General features: G+C 73.8%; 16 protein-coding genes. 7 read left to right on the top strand and 9 right to left on the bottom strand.

The annotated features are described in order from the left end of the window. Positions 1 to 19 precede the first annotated feature (19 nt). The 6 genes from trmD to WMF26_RS26910 all read left to right on the top strand — a co-directional run bounded on the left by trmD (position 20) and on the right by WMF26_RS26910 (position 5,541). On the top strand, positions 20 to 823 hold the full coding sequence (gene trmD, locus WMF26_RS26935) for a tRNA (guanosine(37)-N1)-methyltransferase TrmD (RefSeq protein WP_437995012.1): 804 nt from the start codon (positions 20 to 22) through the stop codon (positions 821 to 823). Beyond that, a complete protein-coding gene (locus WMF26_RS26930) occupies positions 820 to 1,395 on the top strand; it encodes an RNA methyltransferase (protein WP_437995011.1) in 576 nt (191 codons plus the stop codon). Before trmD ends, WMF26_RS26930 begins: the two co-directional genes overlap by 4 nt. A 70-nt stretch (positions 1,396 to 1,465) precedes the next feature. Further along, entirely contained in the window at positions 1,466 to 2,647 is a 1,182-nt protein-coding gene (gene queG, locus WMF26_RS26925) for a tRNA epoxyqueuosine(34) reductase QueG (RefSeq protein ID WP_437995010.1), read from the top strand. 136 nt (positions 2,648 to 2,783) lie between these two features. Then, positions 2,784 to 3,680, top strand: coding sequence for a lysophospholipid acyltransferase family protein (locus tag WMF26_RS26920; RefSeq protein WP_061621384.1), 897 nt, complete (start codon positions 2,784 to 2,786; stop codon positions 3,678 to 3,680). A gap of 89 nt (positions 3,681 to 3,769) precedes the next feature. Beyond that, positions 3,770 to 4,495, top strand: a complete 726-nt coding sequence (locus WMF26_RS26915) for a DUF72 domain-containing protein (protein ID WP_437331304.1) — start codon at positions 3,770 to 3,772, stop codon at positions 4,493 to 4,495. After that, positions 4,492 to 5,541 (top strand): hypothetical protein, encoded by a 1,050-nt coding sequence (locus WMF26_RS26910; protein ID WP_437995009.1) that lies wholly within the window; start codon positions 4,492 to 4,494, stop codon positions 5,539 to 5,541. Before WMF26_RS26915 ends, WMF26_RS26910 begins: the two co-directional genes overlap by 4 nt. Before the next feature lie 296 nt (positions 5,542 to 5,837). Here the strand turns inward: WMF26_RS26910 and rpmB are convergent, their stop codons facing one another. From rpmB to WMF26_RS26895, 3 genes are all read right to left on the bottom strand, one after another. After that, positions 5,838 to 6,062, bottom strand: coding sequence for a 50S ribosomal protein L28 (rpmB, locus tag WMF26_RS26905; RefSeq protein WP_061623235.1), 225 nt, complete (start codon positions 6,060 to 6,062; stop codon positions 5,838 to 5,840). A 214-nt stretch (positions 6,063 to 6,276) separates the two neighbouring features. After that, complete coding sequence (locus WMF26_RS26900) at positions 6,277 to 7,380, bottom strand: hypothetical protein (protein WP_437995008.1); 1,104 nt, start codon at positions 7,378 to 7,380, stop codon at positions 6,277 to 6,279. A gap of 13 nt (positions 7,381 to 7,393) precedes the next feature. Further along, complete coding sequence (locus WMF26_RS26895) at positions 7,394 to 8,251, bottom strand: N-formylglutamate amidohydrolase (RefSeq protein ID WP_438002449.1); 858 nt, start codon at positions 8,249 to 8,251, stop codon at positions 7,394 to 7,396. Positions 8,252 to 8,434: 183 nt separating this feature from the next. Here WMF26_RS26895 and xerD point away from each other — a divergent pair, with 183 nt between their 5' ends. Further along, a complete protein-coding gene (gene xerD / locus WMF26_RS26890) occupies positions 8,435 to 9,325 on the top strand; it encodes a site-specific tyrosine recombinase XerD (protein ID WP_063823690.1) in 891 nt (296 codons plus the stop codon). A gap of 15 nt (positions 9,326 to 9,340) precedes the next feature. Here xerD and WMF26_RS26885 read toward each other — a convergent pair whose 3' ends face one another. From WMF26_RS26885 to WMF26_RS26860, 6 genes are all read right to left on the bottom strand, one after another. Next, positions 9,341 to 11,143 carry a serine/threonine-protein kinase gene (locus WMF26_RS26885; protein ID WP_437995007.1) on the bottom strand — a complete coding sequence of 601 codons (1,803 nt, stop codon included), beginning with the start codon at positions 11,141 to 11,143 and terminating at the stop codon, positions 9,341 to 9,343. Between the two features lie 4 nt (positions 11,144 to 11,147). Further along, complete coding sequence (locus tag WMF26_RS26880; RefSeq protein ID WP_437995006.1) at positions 11,148 to 11,792, bottom strand: hypothetical protein; 645 nt, start codon at positions 11,790 to 11,792, stop codon at positions 11,148 to 11,150. Between the two features lie 146 nt (positions 11,793 to 11,938). Then, positions 11,939 to 12,982, bottom strand: a complete 1,044-nt coding sequence (locus WMF26_RS26875) for a DUF4340 domain-containing protein (RefSeq protein WP_437995005.1) — start codon at positions 12,980 to 12,982, stop codon at positions 11,939 to 11,941. Beyond that, positions 12,979 to 14,946 carry a Gldg family protein gene (locus WMF26_RS26870; protein WP_437995004.1) on the bottom strand — a complete coding sequence of 656 codons (1,968 nt, stop codon included), beginning with the start codon at positions 14,944 to 14,946 and terminating at the stop codon, positions 12,979 to 12,981. The genes WMF26_RS26875 and WMF26_RS26870 overlap by 4 nt, the downstream gene beginning before the upstream one ends. Further along, on the bottom strand, positions 14,943 to 15,668 hold the full coding sequence (locus WMF26_RS26865) for an ABC transporter permease (RefSeq protein ID WP_020737327.1): 726 nt from the start codon (positions 15,666 to 15,668) through the stop codon (positions 14,943 to 14,945). The genes WMF26_RS26870 and WMF26_RS26865 overlap by 4 nt, the downstream gene beginning before the upstream one ends. Next, entirely contained in the window at positions 15,665 to 16,753 is a 1,089-nt protein-coding gene (locus WMF26_RS26860) for an ABC transporter ATP-binding protein (protein WP_437995003.1), read from the bottom strand. Before WMF26_RS26860 ends, WMF26_RS26865 begins: the two co-directional genes overlap by 4 nt. Positions 16,754 to 16,757: the final 4 nt, after the last annotated feature.

Here is a 16,757-nt window from a genome sequence, read left to right as displayed (position 1 = left end):
GCCCGCCGCGGCAGGTTCGATGCGCATCGATGTAGTGACCCTGTTTCCCGAGCTCTTCGAGGGATTTCTGGCGATCGGCATGGTCGGGCGCGGGCTCGCCTCGGGCGCGCTCGCCGTCCGGACGCGCAGCCCGCGCGAGTTCGGCCTCGGCCGGCACCGGAGCGTGGACGACACGCCCTACGGCGGCGGCTCCGGCATGGTGATGCGCGTCGACTGCATCGTCCGCTGCCTGGAGGCGCTCGACGAGGCCGCCGCGGAGGGCGCCCCTCCCGGCGCGGAGGGCGCGCCCCCAGCCCCCGCGCCGCGGGCGCACCGCGTGCTGCTCACGCCGCAGGGGCAGCCGTTCCGCCAGGAGAAGGCGATCGAGCTCGCGGCGCGCCCGGCCGTCGCGCTCGTGTGCGGCCGGTACGAGGGGTTCGACGAGCGGGTGCGCGCGTTCGTCGACGAGGAGATCTCGCTCGGCGACTTCGTGATGACGGGCGGCGAGGTGGCGGCGATGGCGGTGATCGACGCGTGCGTGCGCTTGCTCCCCGGGGTGCTCGGCAACGCCGTGTCGGCGGAGCACGAGTCGCACAGCCCCGCGATGTCCGGGCTGCTGGAGTACCCGCAGTACACGCGCCCGGTGGAGTTCCGCGGGCACAAGGTCCCCGAGGTGCTGCAGCAGGGCAACCACGCGGCCATCGCGCGCTGGCGGCGCGTGCAGGCAGAGCAGCGCACCGCCGAGCGCCGGCCCGACCTGTGGCGCAAGGCGCGCGGAGGAGAGCCTCCGCCGAGCCCTTTGCCGAGCCCTCCACCGAACGATTGCGGCGAGGCGCGGCGATGAGGCTGTCGCTCGCGCTCGTCCACTACCCGGTGCTCGACCGCGCCGGCGAGGCGGTGACCACCGCGATCACGAACCTCGACCTGCACGACATGGCGCGGAGCGCGCGCACGTACGGGGCCGAGCGGCTGTTCGTCGTGCACCCGGTCGCCGCCCAGCGCGCGCTGGCGGAGCGGATCCGGGAGCACTGGGTGCTCGGGTCCGGCAAGCGTCGGATCCCGGATCGCGCCGTCGCCCTCGACGTGCTGGCCGTGGTCCCCAGCCTGGAGGACGTGTACGGCGCGCTGAGCGGCGAAGGGCGCGCGGGCGTCGAGGTCTGGACGACCGCGGCGGCGTCGCGAGGGCTCCCGGTGACGAGCTACGCGGAGACCCGCGCGCGCCTCGCGCAGGCGAGCCGCCCCGTGCTGATCCTGTTCGGTACGGGCTGGGGCCTCACGCCCGAGATCATCGCCGACGCCGACGTCCGGATCGAGCCCATCCGGGCGGCCGCGAGCACCGGCTACAACCACCTGAGCGTGCGCGCGGCGTGCGCGATCACGCTCGACCGGCTGCTCGGCGACCGGCACGCCGGGTGAGCGCTCGCGGCGCGCGCGCGGCGAGCGCGATGCCAGCGCCGCCGCCGGCGCCGCGGTCCATGCTACGGCCATGAGCGAGCGCGAGGCCCATCGCCCCGAGGGAGAGGCGAGCTCGGAACGACGGACGCACGATCGGCTGGTGCGCGAGCAGGCGTTCGCGCTCGGGTTCGACGTCGTCGGCGTCGCGCGCGCGGACGAGCCGCTCGGGGTGGAGCACGCGCGGTACCTCAATTTCATCGAGCGCGGCATGCACGGCGAGATGCGCTACCTCGCGGAGTACGCGGAGCAGCGGCGCCGGCTGGACACCGACGCGATCCTCGAGGGGGCGCGCTCGGTCGTGTGCGTCGGCCGCAGGTACGCCCGGCCCAAGGACAGCGAGGGGCGCGACCCTCCGCTCGCGCAGGCGGTCGCGCGGTACGCGCGCGGGCAGGACTACCACAACCACCTGAAGCGCCGGCTGCGGCGGCTCGCGGCGTTCATCCGATCGCTCGCGCCGTCCGTCCTCGCGCGGCCGCTCTGCGACGTCGAGCCGGTGATGGAGCGCGTCTGGGCCGCGCGCGCCGGCATCGGCTTCGTCGGCAAGAACGGGCTGCTCATCACGCCGGGGCAGGGGAGCTACCAGCTGCTCGGCGAGGTGGTGACCACGCTGCCGCTCGTCCCCGACGTGCCCATCGCGGAGCGCTGCGGCTCGTGCACGCGCTGCCTCGACGCGTGCCCGACGCAGGCCTTCGACGCGCCCTTCGTGCTCGATCCGCGGCGCTGCGTCGCGTATCTGACCATCGAGCAGCGGAGCGCGCCCGCCGAGGAGCTGCGGCCGGGCATGGGCGAGCACGTCTTCGGCTGCGACGTTTGCCAGGAGGTCTGCCCGTTCAACAGGACCGCGCCGCCGCCCCTCGAGCGCACCGCGCCGTTCCATCCGCTGTCGCGATGGGAGGGGCGGGACGTCGACGACCTCGCGTCGCTGGACGAGCGAGGGTTCGAGGCGCTGACCGTCGGGACGCCGGTGAAGCGCGCGCGGCGCGGCGGGCTCGCCAGGAACGCGGCCATCGTCGCCGCGAACCGGCTCGCGCAGGGCGCGGAAGGCGAGGTCGCGGAGCGCGCGACGCGCGCGCTCGCCGCGGCGCTCGCCCACGACGACCCCGAGGTGCGCGCCGTCGCCGCGTGGGGCATGCGCCGCGCGGGCCGCGGCGAGCCGGCGAGCCCGGCCGCGCCGGAGCCTGCCGGTTCGCTCGACGAGCCCGGCGCCGGTTGAAGCGCAGCGGGCGCCGGGCTCGGCTTCGATCGCGGCGCGCGGCGTTTGGGCGCGGCGGTGCTCGGGCGCTCTTCGCGGGCGGCCGAGGATCCGCTACGGTGTCCGCCGGCAAGACGCCGCGCGCACGAGCACGAACGTGGATCTCCCTCCCAGGCTCCGAGCGCTCCTCGACGATCTGCGCCAGCACGATTCCGTGCTCTGGCGGCGTGCGGTGGACGCCGGGGTGACCTACGGCCCAGACCTCCTCGTCCGCCACAGCCCTGCGCTGTTCGGGCTCGTCTTCGGGGCCGTGCTGCCGGAGCAGCGGAGGGCCGTGCGCAGGAACCTGCGGCTGGCGCTCGGCGAGCGCGGGGCGCTCGACGAGTACCGGGACGTCGCGCGGGTGTTCATCAACTTCGCCAGCTGCCTCACCGACGCGTTCATCGCGGGCAGCAACCGGCCCGACCGGCTCACCGGCCTGTGCGTGAACGACGAGCACTTCACGAACGCGTACCGGCGCGGCCTCGGCGTGATCGTCGTCACGGCGCACACCGGCGGGTGGCAAGCCGCCGCGCCGCTCCTCCGCTCCGTGCACGCGGCCGACGTGCTCGTCGTGATGCAACGCGAGCGCGACAGCCGGGCGCAGGCCATCCAGGACGGCACGCGCGATCGGGTCGGCGTGCGGATGCAGCACGTCGACGACGATCCGCTCGCGGTGCTCCCGCTGCTCGCGCACCTGCGGCGGCAGGGCGTCGTGGCCATCCAGATCGATCGGCTCCCGTCCGGGATGCGCGGGCGCGACGTCGAGCTCTTCGGGATGCCCTGGCGCGTCCCGGAGGGGCCGCTCCAGCTCGCCGCGGCGAGCGGCGCGCCGATCGTGCCGGTGTTCACCCGGCGGACCGGCTTCATGGAGTACGAGATCTGCATCGCGCCCCCCGTCTCGCTGCCCAGGCGGCCAGGACCGTCCGAGCTCGACGTCGCGGCGCGGCAGATCACGGCGGAGATGGAGCGCTTCCTGCGGGAGAACCCGACGCAGTGGTTCCACTTCGAATAAATCAAGGATTTTGAGCCTTAAATGAGAAATCGCGCCGCGGTCGGCCATGCGCTGCATCGGCGCGCAAGCTGGGTTAAGAGTGCGCGCTGATGGCCCGCCTCCTCGTCGGACTGCCCTCGCTCAAGGGGGATATCCAGAAGTACAAAGATCGCTTCGATCTGGTCGAGCTCCGTCCGGTCGATACGTCGTTGCCCCGCGCGACCACGCTGCGCAAATGGCGCAAGGCGGTGCCGCCGGGCTTCGTCTTCAGCGTCGTGCTGCCGCGCGTGGTCGGCGAGCTCGCGGCCGGGAAAGAGCTCGACGAAGCGCTGTCGACCTCGCTCGAGGTGGCGGCCGTGCTGGAGGCCCGCTGCGTCGTGCTCCAGACGCCGGCGTCGCTCCGCCCGACGGCGAGCAACCGCAAGAAGCTCGCGGCGCTCTTCGAGCGCCTGCCCGCCGAAGGGGTCGTGCGCTGCTGGGAGCCCGCGGGGATCTGGGAGCGCGACGACATCGTCGCGACCGCGCGCGCCGCGAAGGTGATCCCGGTGCTCGACGTCGCCCGCGACGCCGCGCCGCCCGGGCCCATCGTCTACACACGGCTGCGCGCGCTCGGAAAGTCCTCGTCGATCGGGGCGGCCGCGCTCGAGCGCGTCGCCGATCGCCTGCGCGGGCGGCGTGAGGTGTTCCTGGTCGTCGAGGGGGACCGCGCGTCCCAGATCAAGTCCCAGCTCGCGGCGTCGCTCGCGCGCAAGCCCGATCGCTCGACGGCTTCGGCCGTGGTAAGGCCTACCATGCCTATGCCGAACACCCTCGTCGCCGAGGACGAGGAGCAGTGATCCGCGGCGCGGCGGCCACGGCGAGCGACGCCTCCGCGGCTTCGGCCGCGCGGGCCGCGCTCGAGTCGTCCGGCAGCGCGATCGACGCGATCGTCGCCGGCTTCTTCGCGGCGGCTGGCGCGCAGCCCGACGTGCTGCTCGCGCCCGCCGTGGCGCTCGCGGCCGGCGTCGGCGTGGGCGCGCGGGCCTTCGATGGCCGGGCGATCCAGCCCGGGCGCGGCGCGCCGCGGCCGCGCGGGTTCGTCGACGGGCAGAGCGTGCCGGAGGCCGCGCGCGTCGCGGTTCCGCGCTCGCTCGGGATGCTGGTGCTGCTGCACGGCTACCTCGGCCGCGCGCGGCTCCGCGAGCTGGTCCGCACGGGCGTCGCCGCGGCCGAGCGCGCGGGCGCGAGCGGGCGCGCCGCGCTGCTCCGCGAGGTCGGCTCGCTGGGCGCGCTGGCGCTGCGTGCGCGCGACGTGGAGCGGGCGCTGCTCGCCGTGGGCGGGCCGGTCGCCGGCGGGACGCTGACCGCCGAGGACCTCGCCGAGGCGGTCCCGGCCGAGGTGGAGGCCGCGTCGACCACGATCGCGGAGGGCGCGACGGCGCTCCAGGCGCCGTGGCCGGTCGGGGAGGAGGCGCGGCCCGCCGACGCCATCGTCGCCTGCGACGGCTGGGGCACGGTCGCAGCGCTGGCCTACGCGCGCACCGACGACGGGATCGCCGTGCCCGAGCTCGACATCGTGCTCGGCCGCGACGCCGTCCCGGTGCGCCGCGGGATCACGCGCCTCGCGCCCGGCACGCCCCTGCCGGCGGCGGCGCCGATCGCGATCCTCCAGCGCAGCGCCTTCGCGGCCGCGGTCGCGCTGACCGGCAGGCCCAAGCTCGAGGTGAGCGCCCTCGGCGCGCTCCTCCGTGGCACCGCGCTCGAGGCGGCCCTCCACGACGTCCGCACGCAGCTGAGCGCCGACGGCGCCCTCGCCGTCCTGCGCGACGACCGCGACGCGCGCGCTGTCCACCTCGCGCCCGGATTCTCGGCAGGAGCAGGGACGCCGCCGGCAGAGGGCTGAGGCGGCGTCGTCGCCGGCAGAAGGCGGAGGCGCCGTCGTCGCCGGCAGAACGCTGACGCGGCGTCGTCGCCGGGGGGCGCGGCTCGTCCAGGGCTAGCGCCCGGTGGGCCGACGGAGCCGAGCGTGTCGACGCGGGGCCGTGCGGCGTCGGCGAGGACAAAGGAAAAACCGCCAGAGCGCCAAGGACGCCAAGAGGAGAACGCTCGGCTCTCCTGGCGTGCTTGGCGTCCCGGCGGTTTCCGGCTCAGGTCGCTGTCGTCGGCGTGCTGCCCAGACGCGACCGGGCTCCGCGTGAGCTAGAGCGTGACGCCGTGGCGCTTCGCGTAGGCGACGACGCCGATCTTGTCGATCGTGCGGATGTCGCGCGTCGTGAGGTTGAGCTTCACGAAGCGGTTGAGCTCGGGGACCCAGATGCGCCGGGTCTGGATGTTCACGAGCTGCCAGCGCTTCGTCTTGATGTTGGAGTGGGAGACATTCTGCGCCAGAAGCTTCCGCTTCCCAGTGATGTCGCTCTTCGCCATGACGTCCTCGGTTGGAAGGGGACCGACCTCGGTGCCCCGACCCTAGTTCGATCAAGCTGGCCGAGCGCACGACCTGCGCGGGGGAGCAGGGGGGCTCGGGAGCGCGGCAAAGTGAAGGAAGCCGGGGGACATGTCAAGCGTCCACCGGCGGGTATCTCGCCGCAGCGCACCGGAGATCGCCCGCGGAGGGGTCGAGAGATCGCTGGCGGCAGGCCTAGGTGAGCCACTCGCCGCCCGAGGGAGGCCGGCGATCCGGGCCGTCCTTGTCGTTCTCGGGGCGGTGCAGGTCGATGCGCCGGGCGTCGGCGGCGAGGCGCCAGGCCAGGATCTGGAAGAGGCCGAGGCTCGTGATCGCGGACGTCGCGGCGAACGCCAGGCCCGCGGAGAGCACGCCGACGAGGTCGCGCGGCGTGAAGGCGCTGAGCTGGGCGAGCCTGCCGACGACCAGGTCGGCCGTGAAGGCGAGCACCACCGCGACCGCGAGCGACGAGCCGGCGCCCGTCGTCTCCGCCCCCATGAAGCCGGTGAGGCTGGACAGCACCGCCAGGATCACCATCAGAGCGCCGAGCTGGGCCAGGTGAGGATCGAGCAAGGTGAGCTGCGCGGCGGCGTGCCCGAACGCGGGGAGCGCGACGAGGAACGCGGCGACGAGCAGCCAGCGCGCGCCGGCGTACGCCCGGTAGCGAGACCGGAAGACGAGCGCCGCCGGGAGCGCTATCGCCGCCACGGCCCGGGCGGCGCCCCAGCCGACCGCAGGGCCAGAGCTTTGAAGGCCGATGACGGTCGCGATCGTCCCCAGCACCACCATCGCGAGGGCGCGCTGCCGGTAGCTCACCGACGTGAGCGCGGTGAACAGCGTGACGATGCCCAGCACGAACGCAGGCGGCCCCGCGACGACGCCGTCCGGGCGGAGCCCCGCGACCGACAGGCCGCCGAACAGGAGGAAGCCCACGCCCACCACGGCGCACCAGACCCGGGCCGCGTCCTGCGCCGGACGCATCGGCGCCAGGTCCTCCATGAGCGCCTCGGACGCGAGCAGCGGCTTGGTGACATGCTCGCGGGCGCTCGGGGGCGGCTCCTCGATCGTGATGGCCGGGCTCGACCCCGAGAGCCGCTCGACCTGCGCGACGCCGATCGACGCCTCGGAGGGCCGCTCGACCTGAGCGGCGCCGAGCGGCGCCGCGGAGGGCCGCTCGGCCGGGCTGTCGCCGGCCGCGGCGCCCTCCGGCTGGGCTGGTGCTGCCTTGTCCCGTTCGGCGATCGCGCGACGGCTCGCTGGCGGGCGGTCGCGGTTCGCCTCTCCGTAAGGCTTTTCCATTGATGGAGCTGGATCAGATCTCACGGGCGTCGAAGGGGTTCTGGCGGAGCTGCCCGAGCAGCTCCGCCGAGGTGAGCCGCGCGACCAGGGTGCGCCCGAAGTCTCGCACGGCAGTGAATCCTTGCCCATCCATGGCGAGGGATTGCTCGTCCATGTACAGCCGGCGCGCAATCTCGATCTGCACCGCGTGGACGGCACGGTGCGGTTGGCCGTAGTGCGAGGTGCTGAACCCGCCCTTGTAGGGGTCGTCGTGGCGCACCGAGAAGCGGCAGGCGCGCGCGTGCTGATCGACCGCGTCGATCACCGCGCTCGCGGCGGTCGTCCGCCCGCGCGTGCCGGGGACGATGTCGGCCCGGCCGACCGCGCCCTCGGCGTGGCCGCGGCGGCTCTGGCTCGGCATCGAGTGCGCGCAGAGCAGGATCGCGAAGCCGAAGCGCTCGCGCTTGCGGGCGAGGATCGCGCTGAGGGTGCGGTGGTACGGCCGGTAGAAGCGGTCGAGCCGGCGCTCCACCTCGCGCCGCGGGAGCCGGGCGACCAGGACCGGCTCGCCGTCCGTGGTCACGCGCCAGATGAGCCCCCGCGGGAACGGCGCGCGGCCGCCGCCCTCGACCGCCTCGCCGTCGCAGTCGGCCTCGCTGCGGTTGAGATCGACGACCAGCCGGCTCATCCGCGCGAACAGGAGCGTCGCCCCCTCGGCCGGGGCGTCCTGGAACAGCGCGTCGACGTACAGATCGGCGTCGCGCCCGATGCTGCGCGCAGGCGCGACGGTCCAGGACAGCGACTCGGGATCCATGTGGACACCCGCGTGCGGTACTTCGACGAGGACCGGGCTTTCCGCTCCGCGGGGCTCGACGACCTCGAAGGGTGACACCACGGGGCTCACTGTGACGCATTCCGCGTCCGGCTGGAATCAGGACGGGGTAGGACGGGGCAAGACGGGGAGGTTCCAAGCCGGAAGGAAGGAAGAAGTGTTGCCGTCCAGGGTGCATCTGCTCCGCCCCGGCTTTCTGGCGGCTTTCTGGCGCACTTGGCCGCTTTCGCTGTAGCGTTGGCCGTGGATCTCGCGACCTGGGTGGACGCCTACCTGGACCACCTCCGCGTCGAGCGGGCTCTGGCGCCCCTGACGCTCGAGGCGTACGGCCACGATCTGGCCAAGCTGGTCGCCCATGCGGAGGCGGCGGGGGTCACGTCCGTCGACGGGCTCGACCAGGCGCTGATCGGCACCTACCTGGTCGCGCTCGGCCAGGCGGGCATCAGCGCGAGCTCGGCGGCTCGCCACCTCTCCGCGGTCCGCGGGTTCATCCGCTTCCTGCTCCGCGAGCGGCGGATCGAGCGGGATCCGTGCGCGCTGATCGAGCGACCCAGGGTCGGGCGGCGGCTGCCCAAGGTGCTCTCGTTCGACGAGATCGCGCTCCTCATCGAGGCGCCCGAGCAGGGGACGTTCAAGGGGCTGCGCGATCGCGCGATGCTCCACGTGATGTACGCGGCCGGCCTGCGCGTCAGCGAGGTGGTGCGCCTCAAGCTGTCCGACATCGAGCGGCGCAAGGGGATCGTGACGGCGCTCGGCAAGGGCGGGAAGCGGCGCCTCGTGCCGCTCGGCGAGCCGGCGCTCGCGGCCATCGACGCCTACCTGGAGGTGCGCGCCACGCACCCGCGCAGCGCGGCGACGCAGGTGCTGTTCCTGTCGCCGCGCGGCGGGCCGCTCACCCGGCAGGCGGTGTGGAAGCTCCTCGGCGGCTACGCGCGCGCCGTGGGCATCGCCAAGCCGAGCTCGCCGCACAAGCTCCGCCACTCCTTCGCGACGCACCTGCTCGAAGGGGGCGCGGATCTCCGGAGCGTCCAGGCGCTCCTCGGCCACGCGAACGTGGTGACGACCGAGATCTACACGCACCTCGCCGACGACCACGTGCGCGCCGCCTACCGGCGGGCGCACCCTCGCGCGTGAGCGGGCCGATCGCGGCTACTTGCAGCGCTTGAGGAACTTACCGCACGGCTTGTTCGTGGCCTGCCCCGCTGGCTGCGCCGGCGCCGGGGGGATCTCGGTGAGCTGGAACTCCTGCACGAGCGGCGTGCCGGCCTTGACGACGAGGCTCGTGCTGCGCGCGATGTAGCCGGTGCGCCTGACGCTCACCTTGTGCACGCCCGGCTTGAGCCCGAGCTCGACCTCCGGGGCCAGGGTCGTCTTGCCGTCGATGGTGATCTCCTCGCACGCGACGGGCTTGCAGGAGATCTTCACGAGCGGGTCGGCCGGGGCGCCGGCGTCGGCCGGGGCGCCGGCGTCGGCTGGAGGCGCGGTGGCCGGCGCTCCGGCGTCGGCCGGAGGCGCGGTCGCGGCCGGCGCGGGCTGCGTGGGCTCGGCCGCCGGCGCGGGGACCACGGCGGACGCCGTGGCCGACGCGCTCGGGCTCGGCTGCGGCTCTTCCCGGCGATCCAAGACGTACCACGCGGCGGCGGTGCCCCCGACGAGCAGCACCGCGACGACGCCCACCGTCAGCGACGCCGCCTTGCCCCAGGGCGACCGCGGCGCGGTGACCGCGGTCATCATCGCGATGGGGCTCTTCGGAGACGCGGCGGGGACGCCCTGGGCCGGAGGCGGCGGCGCCTGCGCGAGGCCCGCGTCGACCGGAGGCTGCGGCGACGGCGACGCGGCCGGCGAGGGCGCCGGCGCGGGCGAGAGCGGGTGCGGCGGCGGCGCGGGAGAAAACGGCGTGGGGGGCGGCGCGGCCGCGAACGGCGAGGCGGCCAGCTGCGTCGCGTCGGGCGCCGGCATCGGCGCGGGCGCGCTCGCCGCGGCGGCGGCGTGGGCCGGCGGGACGGGCGCCGGCGCGTTCGCGGCGCGGGCCGGCGGCGCGGGCGCCTCGTTCGCCGAGGGGGACAGGGCGAGCGTCGAGCCGACCTCGATCGCCGCCGCCGAGAAGCCGCTGAGCATGGCCGCGAGCTCGCTCGCGGAGCGGAAACGCTCGCGTGGATCGTGCGCCAGCGCGCGCGCGAAGGCGGCGTCCAGCACGGGGCTCACCGGAACGCCGAGCTCCGCCGCGCGCGCCGACGCGGAGGGGCGCGGCGCCATGATCTCGCGCTGCCAGGCCGGCACGTCGACCTGACCCTGGCAGGAACGCCAGTACGAGCGGCCGGTGAGCGCGAAGAAGGCGACCAGCGCCGCGGAGAAGATGTCCGCGGCGGGGCCCGCCGGGGCGCCCGGCTGCAGCTGCTCGGGCGCGAGCCACGGGGCGGCGAGCACGTAGCCCTCCGGCGTCGGCAGCATGCTCCGCGCGAGGGACGGCCCGAAGTCGGCGACCCTCACGCTGCCCGGAGCGCTCGGGTCGAGGAACAGGTTCGTCGGCTTGAGGCCGTGGTGGGGCACCTCCCGCGCGTGCGCCGCGTCGAGCACCGCCGCGAGCGAGCGGAGCATCGAGCCGACCTCCTCGAAGCTCAGGGGCCGGCGCAGCGCGAGCTCCGAGAGCGACGGGACGTGGATCATGTCCGTCACCGTGAAGGGCGCGGCGGTCGCCGGGTCGTAGCCGGCCTCGAGGATGTGCGCGACGAGCTCGTGCGGCAGCCGATTCGTCTCGGCGACGTACCGCTGCAGGTGCTGCATCGCGTCCGGCCGCTGGCCGACGATCGGCGAGTACAGCTTGAGGGCGACGTCGCGCGCCTGCGCCGTCACCGCGCGGTAGGTGGCCGTCGCGCCCCCGTAGCCGAGGAGCGAGCGGACGGAGAACCTCCCCGCGACGACGCTTCCCGGCGCGACGTTCGGTGCCGTCACGAGATCACTCCCCCGCGACCGCGATCGACTCGATCGACTGCAGGATGGTCGCGTCGGCGCCGGAGCTGTCGTCGTCCGGCACGAACCCGAGCCCGATCACGATCTCGCCGTCCTTGCCGGTGTCGGCGAAGATCAGCAGCGGGCCCTTCTTGGTCCCGCGCGCGGCGCCCTCCTTCTGCCACAGGCCGATCTTCCTTCCGGAGATCTCCTTGACGTCGTCGGGCTTCTTCCAGTTCACCTTCTTCTTGGGCAAGGTGACGTTGATCTCGCGCGCCAGCGCGTCGAGCGCGGCGTCGCGCTTCTCGGTCGCCTGCTTGCCCTCGCCCGTGTCGACCTGCGCCGTCGCCAGGGCAGGGCCCTCGTCCGCGGCCTGCGCGAGCGTGGCGCTCTCTCCCTGGGCGTAGGTCCAGCCCTTCACGGGCGTGAGCACGAGCGAGCTCCCGGCGATCTTCGCCCGGGTCGACTCCTCTGCCTGGCACTGCTCGTCGAGCGCCTTGCAGGGCTTCGGGGCAGGAGGGGGCGGAGGCGGAGGCGCCTCGGTCACGGGCGGCTCCGGCGTTACGGGTTGCGGTGGAGGCGGCGAGCTGCACGCCGCGGCGAGCGCCGCCGCAGCGCTCAGCGCCAGGGTGGGCCATCGTCGGAAGAACATTGCGGACGAGCGTTGCAGGACCGGCCCCGGGACGGCAAGTAAAGAGCGATCCCCGGGGGCGGCTTGCGCCGCGGGGCGCGGCCGGGGCCGCATGGAACGGCGAGCGCGCCGGGCGGCTGCTCCGGCGCGCTCGAGGGGTGCAGGGGCTACTTGACGACGGCGCCGACGTCCTGCTCGACCTGCTCGGCGACGCCCACCGGCACCTTGCCGTAGAGGCGGGTGCGCTCCGTGACCAGGAAGTAGTCGGGCTTGCCGCTCGCCCCGGGAGGCCCCTTCACGAGCTCCGCGAAGCCGATGTCGCCCGCGCGGCCGGTGTACTCGACCCGCACCACGACCTCCTTCTGCTCGGGGGGCGCGGCCACGTACTCGGTGGGGCGCAGGCGGTCGAGCTTGCTCATCCAGTTGCCGACGGTCTCGTCCTTCTGCTCGGGGCTGGCCGGATCGGCCCAGAACTTCTTGCCCTCATCGCCGCTGCGCGTGAGCTCGCGGCGCTTGTCGCCGACGATCACGCGCGCCTGGGTGAGATCGACGTCCTTCCACTCGTGCAGCTCCCGCTCCATGAGCCGCGACTCCGCGGTGTCGAGATCGCGGTAGATGTCGCCCTTGATGGCGTACACCTCGCCGGTCGCCTCGTCGCGCGCGTAGCGGTCCGCGCCGCCGGGCGTCGGGCCGCCGACGACCAGCTTGCGCTCGCCGCCGCGCAGCTTGACGGTGAGCGTGCCCTCCGGCTCGGCGAGGCCGAACTCGCTGGCGCGGTCGTCGCCGATGCGGCCGACGGAGCGCAGCGCCTTCAGCGGCGCGATCGCCTCGGCGAGCTTGTTGCCGGCGGCCACCGACACGAACGTCGTCGTCTTGACCGTCGGCTCCTGCGCCGCGGGCGGCTCGTCCTGCGCCTCGTCGTCGTGGCCGTGGACGTCGTCCTTCGGCTTCTCGGCCGGGGGCGTCGCCTTGCGCTCGGCCGTGCCGACGAAGTAGCGGCCGTCCTTGTCCTTCTTCGCCTCGAGGACGACCGTCTTCGACTTGGCCTCGAAGGTGATCCGCTCGACGTCCTCGGCGCGGCCGGCCCAGATGGTCACGTCCCCGGCCGAGAGCGCGGCCGCCGTCTTGTCGCGCGTCCAGACGAGGACCGCGAACAACGCCGCGACCACGACAAGGCCGAGGTGCACGAAAAAGCTGCGATCCAACCTCATGCGCGCCTCCCGCTCGCGCGCCGCCCGCGGCGCGTGATGAAGAGCCCGAGCCCCAGCACCATCGCCGGCGCCACGAGGATCGTGGCCCAGAACCAGACCTGGTCCTTCTCCTTCGTGTGCTCGATCCGGACGTCCTCGTTCGTCGTGATCTCCCCGGCGAAGCTCTCCTCGCCGCCGAGCCACCGGAACGCGTCGAGCGCGAGCACGATGTTGGGCTCGTTCCTGAACGCTGCGTCGCTGAACACGTCGGCGTCGGCGACGACGAACGCGCGCAGCTCCTTTTTGTCCTTGCCGTCGCCGCCGCCGGGCGCGAGCTCCTTCGAGACCGCCGCGGCGAGGTTGTAGGCGCTCCGCTTCTCGCCCTCGTCGAACTTGAAGTTGCCGTTCGCGTCGGCGAACGTCTCGCCCATCGAGCGGACGACGAAGTCGATCTTCAGGTCGCCGCCGTCGGCCTTGTCGAGCGACGCCGCGCCCGGGAAGATCGTCGGCGCCTGCTGCGCGTGGCGGCTCAAGGTCGAGACCGAGGCGTGCGAGGAGTACCGCGTCGTGACCAGCATCGCCTGGTCCGACTCGTTGAAGCGCCGCCGCACGTAGACCCGATCGTTCGCCAGGACCTCGGGCTTCCACGTGAGGCCCACGGCGCCGGCGAGCGGCGAGAGGTCGACCTTGGCCTCCGGATCGAGCGCGAGCAGGAGGTGCCCGCCCTCGTCGGCGTACCGCTTCAGGGCCGCGACCTCCTCCGGCAGGAACTCCTTCTGCGGGCCGAGCACGACGACGACGCCCGCGTCCTTCGGGAGCTCGCTGCCGAGCCCCTGCGCGAGCCCGAGATCCTTGACGACGTAGTTCTGGGACTCGAGGAGCTTGCGGAGGTTCTTCGCCGTCCGCCCCTCGGCCGCGTTCGTCGACTCGTTCATCTCGCCGTGGCCGACGGTGAAATACGCGGTGCGCTGCGCGCGGATCACCTTGAGCAGCGCCTTCTGGAAGTCGGCGTCGAGGCTCTTCAGCTTGGCGCCGGCGGCCTTGATGTCGGCGCCGATGTTGAGCGTCTCGCGCGAGGTGTCGCGCGAGAGCACGATCACGCCGTCCTGCGTGACCTTCGCCTCCTTGGCGAGCGCGGGGACGAGCAGCCGGTCCTGCATCTCCACGGTGATCTGCGGCGACGCCGCCTTCACCTCGCGCAGGTAGCCCTCGACCTCGGCGCCCACCTCGTTCAGCTGCGGGAAGAAGGCGGTGATCTTGAGCGGCTCGGTCAGGCTCTCGGCGACGCGCTTCGTCGAGTCGCCGGGGCGGGCCGTGCGGTAGTACGAGAAGTCCGCCTTGAGCTCGAGCTGGCTCGCGGCGTAGACGAAGAGCGCCGAGTAGACCGCGGCGAAGGCGAGCGTCACGCCCGAGAGCGTCGCGGCGCGCACGCGCCGGCCCTCGATCCGCTCGGCGCGCCGCATCGGCGCGAGCGCCGCCTCGCCGAAGAACAGCGGCACCGTCGCGATCACGAGCAGCGCGATCCAGCCGACCGTCGTGGCCGCCTCGACGCGCGCGCGCAGCTCGGGCGCCGCCCGCGAGACGCCGAGCAGGTTGCGCCCCGCGTCGGTCGTCGTGAAGTACGCCGCCACCGCGACGAGCCCGAGCGCCGACAGGATCGCGAGCGCGCGCTCGACGGCGCGGCGCTCGCCCGCCTCGCGCACGGCGGTCGCGAAGCGCAGCGCGGTGACGAGCGCGAGCGTCAAGAGCCCGAGCCCCGACAGCGCGTAGCGGAGCCCGTCGACCGTGGGCACGACGCGCTCGCCCAGGAAGATGGCGAGGAGCGCGCCCGCGTACGCCGGCACCATCCAGCCCCCGGCGCGCAGCGCGGGCGCCGCGGGCGCCGGCCGCTCGGCCTGGGGCGCCTCGTGCTGCGCGCCCGGCGCGGCGCTCGCGTCGTTGCCGCTGTTCTCGGCCTCGGCGGCCTGAGCGTTCTGGTCCTTCACCGCCACCTCCGTGCCCTCAGGGTGTGGGTCGCGGCGAGCAGGAAGAAGTACGCGACCGCGACGTAGTACAGGACGTTCTCCAGCCGGAGCACGCCGTTCAGGAACGGCTTCTGGTTGAGCGGGTAGAGGTTCAGCGCGCTCACGAAGTCGTTGAGCGGCGGCTCCGTCACGCGGGCGACGAGGAACAGGAAGCCGAGCGTCCCGATGATCGCCGCCCCGAGGATGACCGCGATGACCTGGCTCGCCGCCAGCGTCGACGCGAAGAGCCCGATCGCGAGCGACGCGGCGCCGAGCAGCAGCACCCCGGAGTAGCCGACCAGGATGTGCCCGACCGACACCCGGCCGTTCACGAAGATGAGCATCGGCATGTAGATCGTGATCGCGGTCATCAGCCCGACCAGCGCCAGCGCGGCGAGGAACTTGCCGGCGATGATCTCGCCGTCGCGCACGGGCGCCGTCTTGAGCAGGATGAGCGTCCCGCTCTCGCGCTCGCCGGCGATGAGCCGCATCGAGAGGATGAGCGCCGCGACCATGATGATGAACGCCGTGCCGTCGAAGAACTTGAGCAGCACCTCGGCCGACAGCCGCGCGCCCGAGCCGAGCGCCGCGACCTGGAAGTAGATGCCGTCGATGAGCAACGCCGCGGCGGCGACGACGTACCCGAGCGGTGACTTCAGGTACGCGGACAGCTCCCGCCGCGCGACGAGCAATGTCCCTCTCATGCCTCGCCCTCGCCTTCCTCCGCCTGCTCGCTCGCAGGGGCCTCGTTCGCCTGGCCGTCGGTCTTCGCCGCGTGGGCCGCGTCGGCCGCGGCGGGCTTCGCCTTCGCTCGCGGCGCGCGCGTGGCGAGCCGCAGGAACACCGACTCGAGCTCGCGCTCGCTCCGCTTCACCTCGAGGATGCCGATCCCCGCCTGCACGAGCTCGGCGCACAGCGCCGCCCGCACGTCGCGATCGGCCTCGACCGCGAAGCTCACGACGTCGCTCCCCGGCTCGGCCGTGGGGAGCTGCTCGACGGACGTGACCCCCGCGACCTCGCGCGCGAGCTCCAGCGCCTTCGCCGCCTCGCCGCGCGTCACGCGGTAGCCGGCGCCCTCGGCCGCCGGGCCGCGCACCGTGAGCTCGACCCGGACGCCGTGGAGGAGCTTCGCCGAGAGCTCCTGCTCGGTCCCCTGCGCGCCGATCTCGCCGTCCCGGATGACGAGGATGCGATCGCAGGTCTCGCTGATCTCGGAGAGGATGTGGCTGGAGAGCAGGATGGTGTGCTCGCCGCGCAGGCTCCGGAGCAGGGCGCGCATCTCGACGATCTGCACCGGATCGAGCCCGCTGATCGGCTCGTCGAGGACGAGCAGCCGCGGCTTGTGCACGATCGCCTGGGCGATGCCGACGCGCTGCTTGTAGCCGTGCGACAGCGCGCTGATCGGGTCGGCGGCGACGTCCTCGAGCTGCGTCACCGCGAGCGCCTCGGCCACGCGCCTGTCGGCCGAGCCGGCGTCGACGCCGCGCAGGCGCGCCGCGAAGTGGAGGAAGGCGCGCACGCTCATCTCGTCGTAGAGCGGCGGCCGGTCGGGGAGGTATCCGATGCGGGACCGCACCTCGTGCGGGTGGTCGACGACATCCAGCCCGTCCACGAGGACCCGGCCCGCGGATGGCAGGAGATCGCAGGCGAGGATCCGGAGCGTCGTCGTCTTGCCGGCGCCGTTCAGGCCGAGCAGGCCGACGATCTCTCCCGCTTCGATCGAGAACGACAGGGGCCCGATGGCCTTCCGGTCGCCGTAGTACTTGTATAGGTCGCTGATTTCGATCACGGCC

Source organism: Sorangium sp. So ce185 (genome assembly GCF_051526825.1).
In the GTDB taxonomy this organism is placed as follows: Bacteria; Myxococcota_A; Polyangia; order Polyangiales; family Polyangiaceae; genus Sorangium; species Sorangium cellulosum_D.
Note: the sequence above shows the minus strand (reverse complement) of the source record. Positions and strands in the feature narration are given on the sequence as shown.

What these genes read in the sequence shown, in the direction of transcription:
- trmD (WP_437995012.1), top strand. Translation starts at nt 20, where the DNA reads ATGCGCATCGATGTAGTGACCCTGTTTCCCGAGCTCTTCGAGGGATTT.
- WMF26_RS26930 (WP_437995011.1), top strand. Translation starts at nt 820, where the DNA reads ATGAGGCTGTCGCTCGCGCTCGTCCACTACCCGGTGCTCGACCGCGCC.
- queG (WP_437995010.1), top strand. Translation starts at nt 1,466, where the DNA reads ATGAGCGAGCGCGAGGCCCATCGCCCCGAGGGAGAGGCGAGCTCGGAA.
- WMF26_RS26915 (WP_437331304.1), top strand. Translation starts at nt 3,770, where the DNA reads ATGGCCCGCCTCCTCGTCGGACTGCCCTCGCTCAAGGGGGATATCCAG.
- rpmB (WP_061623235.1), bottom strand. Translation starts at nt 6,062, where the DNA reads ATGGCGAAGAGCGACATCACTGGGAAGCGGAAGCTTCTGGCGCAGAAT.
- WMF26_RS26900 (WP_437995008.1), bottom strand. Translation starts at nt 7,380, where the DNA reads ATGGAAAAGCCTTACGGAGAGGCGAACCGCGACCGCCCGCCAGCGAGC.
- WMF26_RS26880 (WP_437995006.1), bottom strand. Translation starts at nt 11,792, where the DNA reads ATGTTCTTCCGACGATGGCCCACCCTGGCGCTGAGCGCTGCGGCGGCG.
- WMF26_RS26875 (WP_437995005.1), bottom strand. Translation starts at nt 12,982, where the DNA reads ATGAGGTTGGATCGCAGCTTTTTCGTGCACCTCGGCCTTGTCGTGGTC.
- WMF26_RS26865 (WP_020737327.1), bottom strand. Translation starts at nt 15,668, where the DNA reads ATGAGAGGGACATTGCTCGTCGCGCGGCGGGAGCTGTCCGCGTACCTG.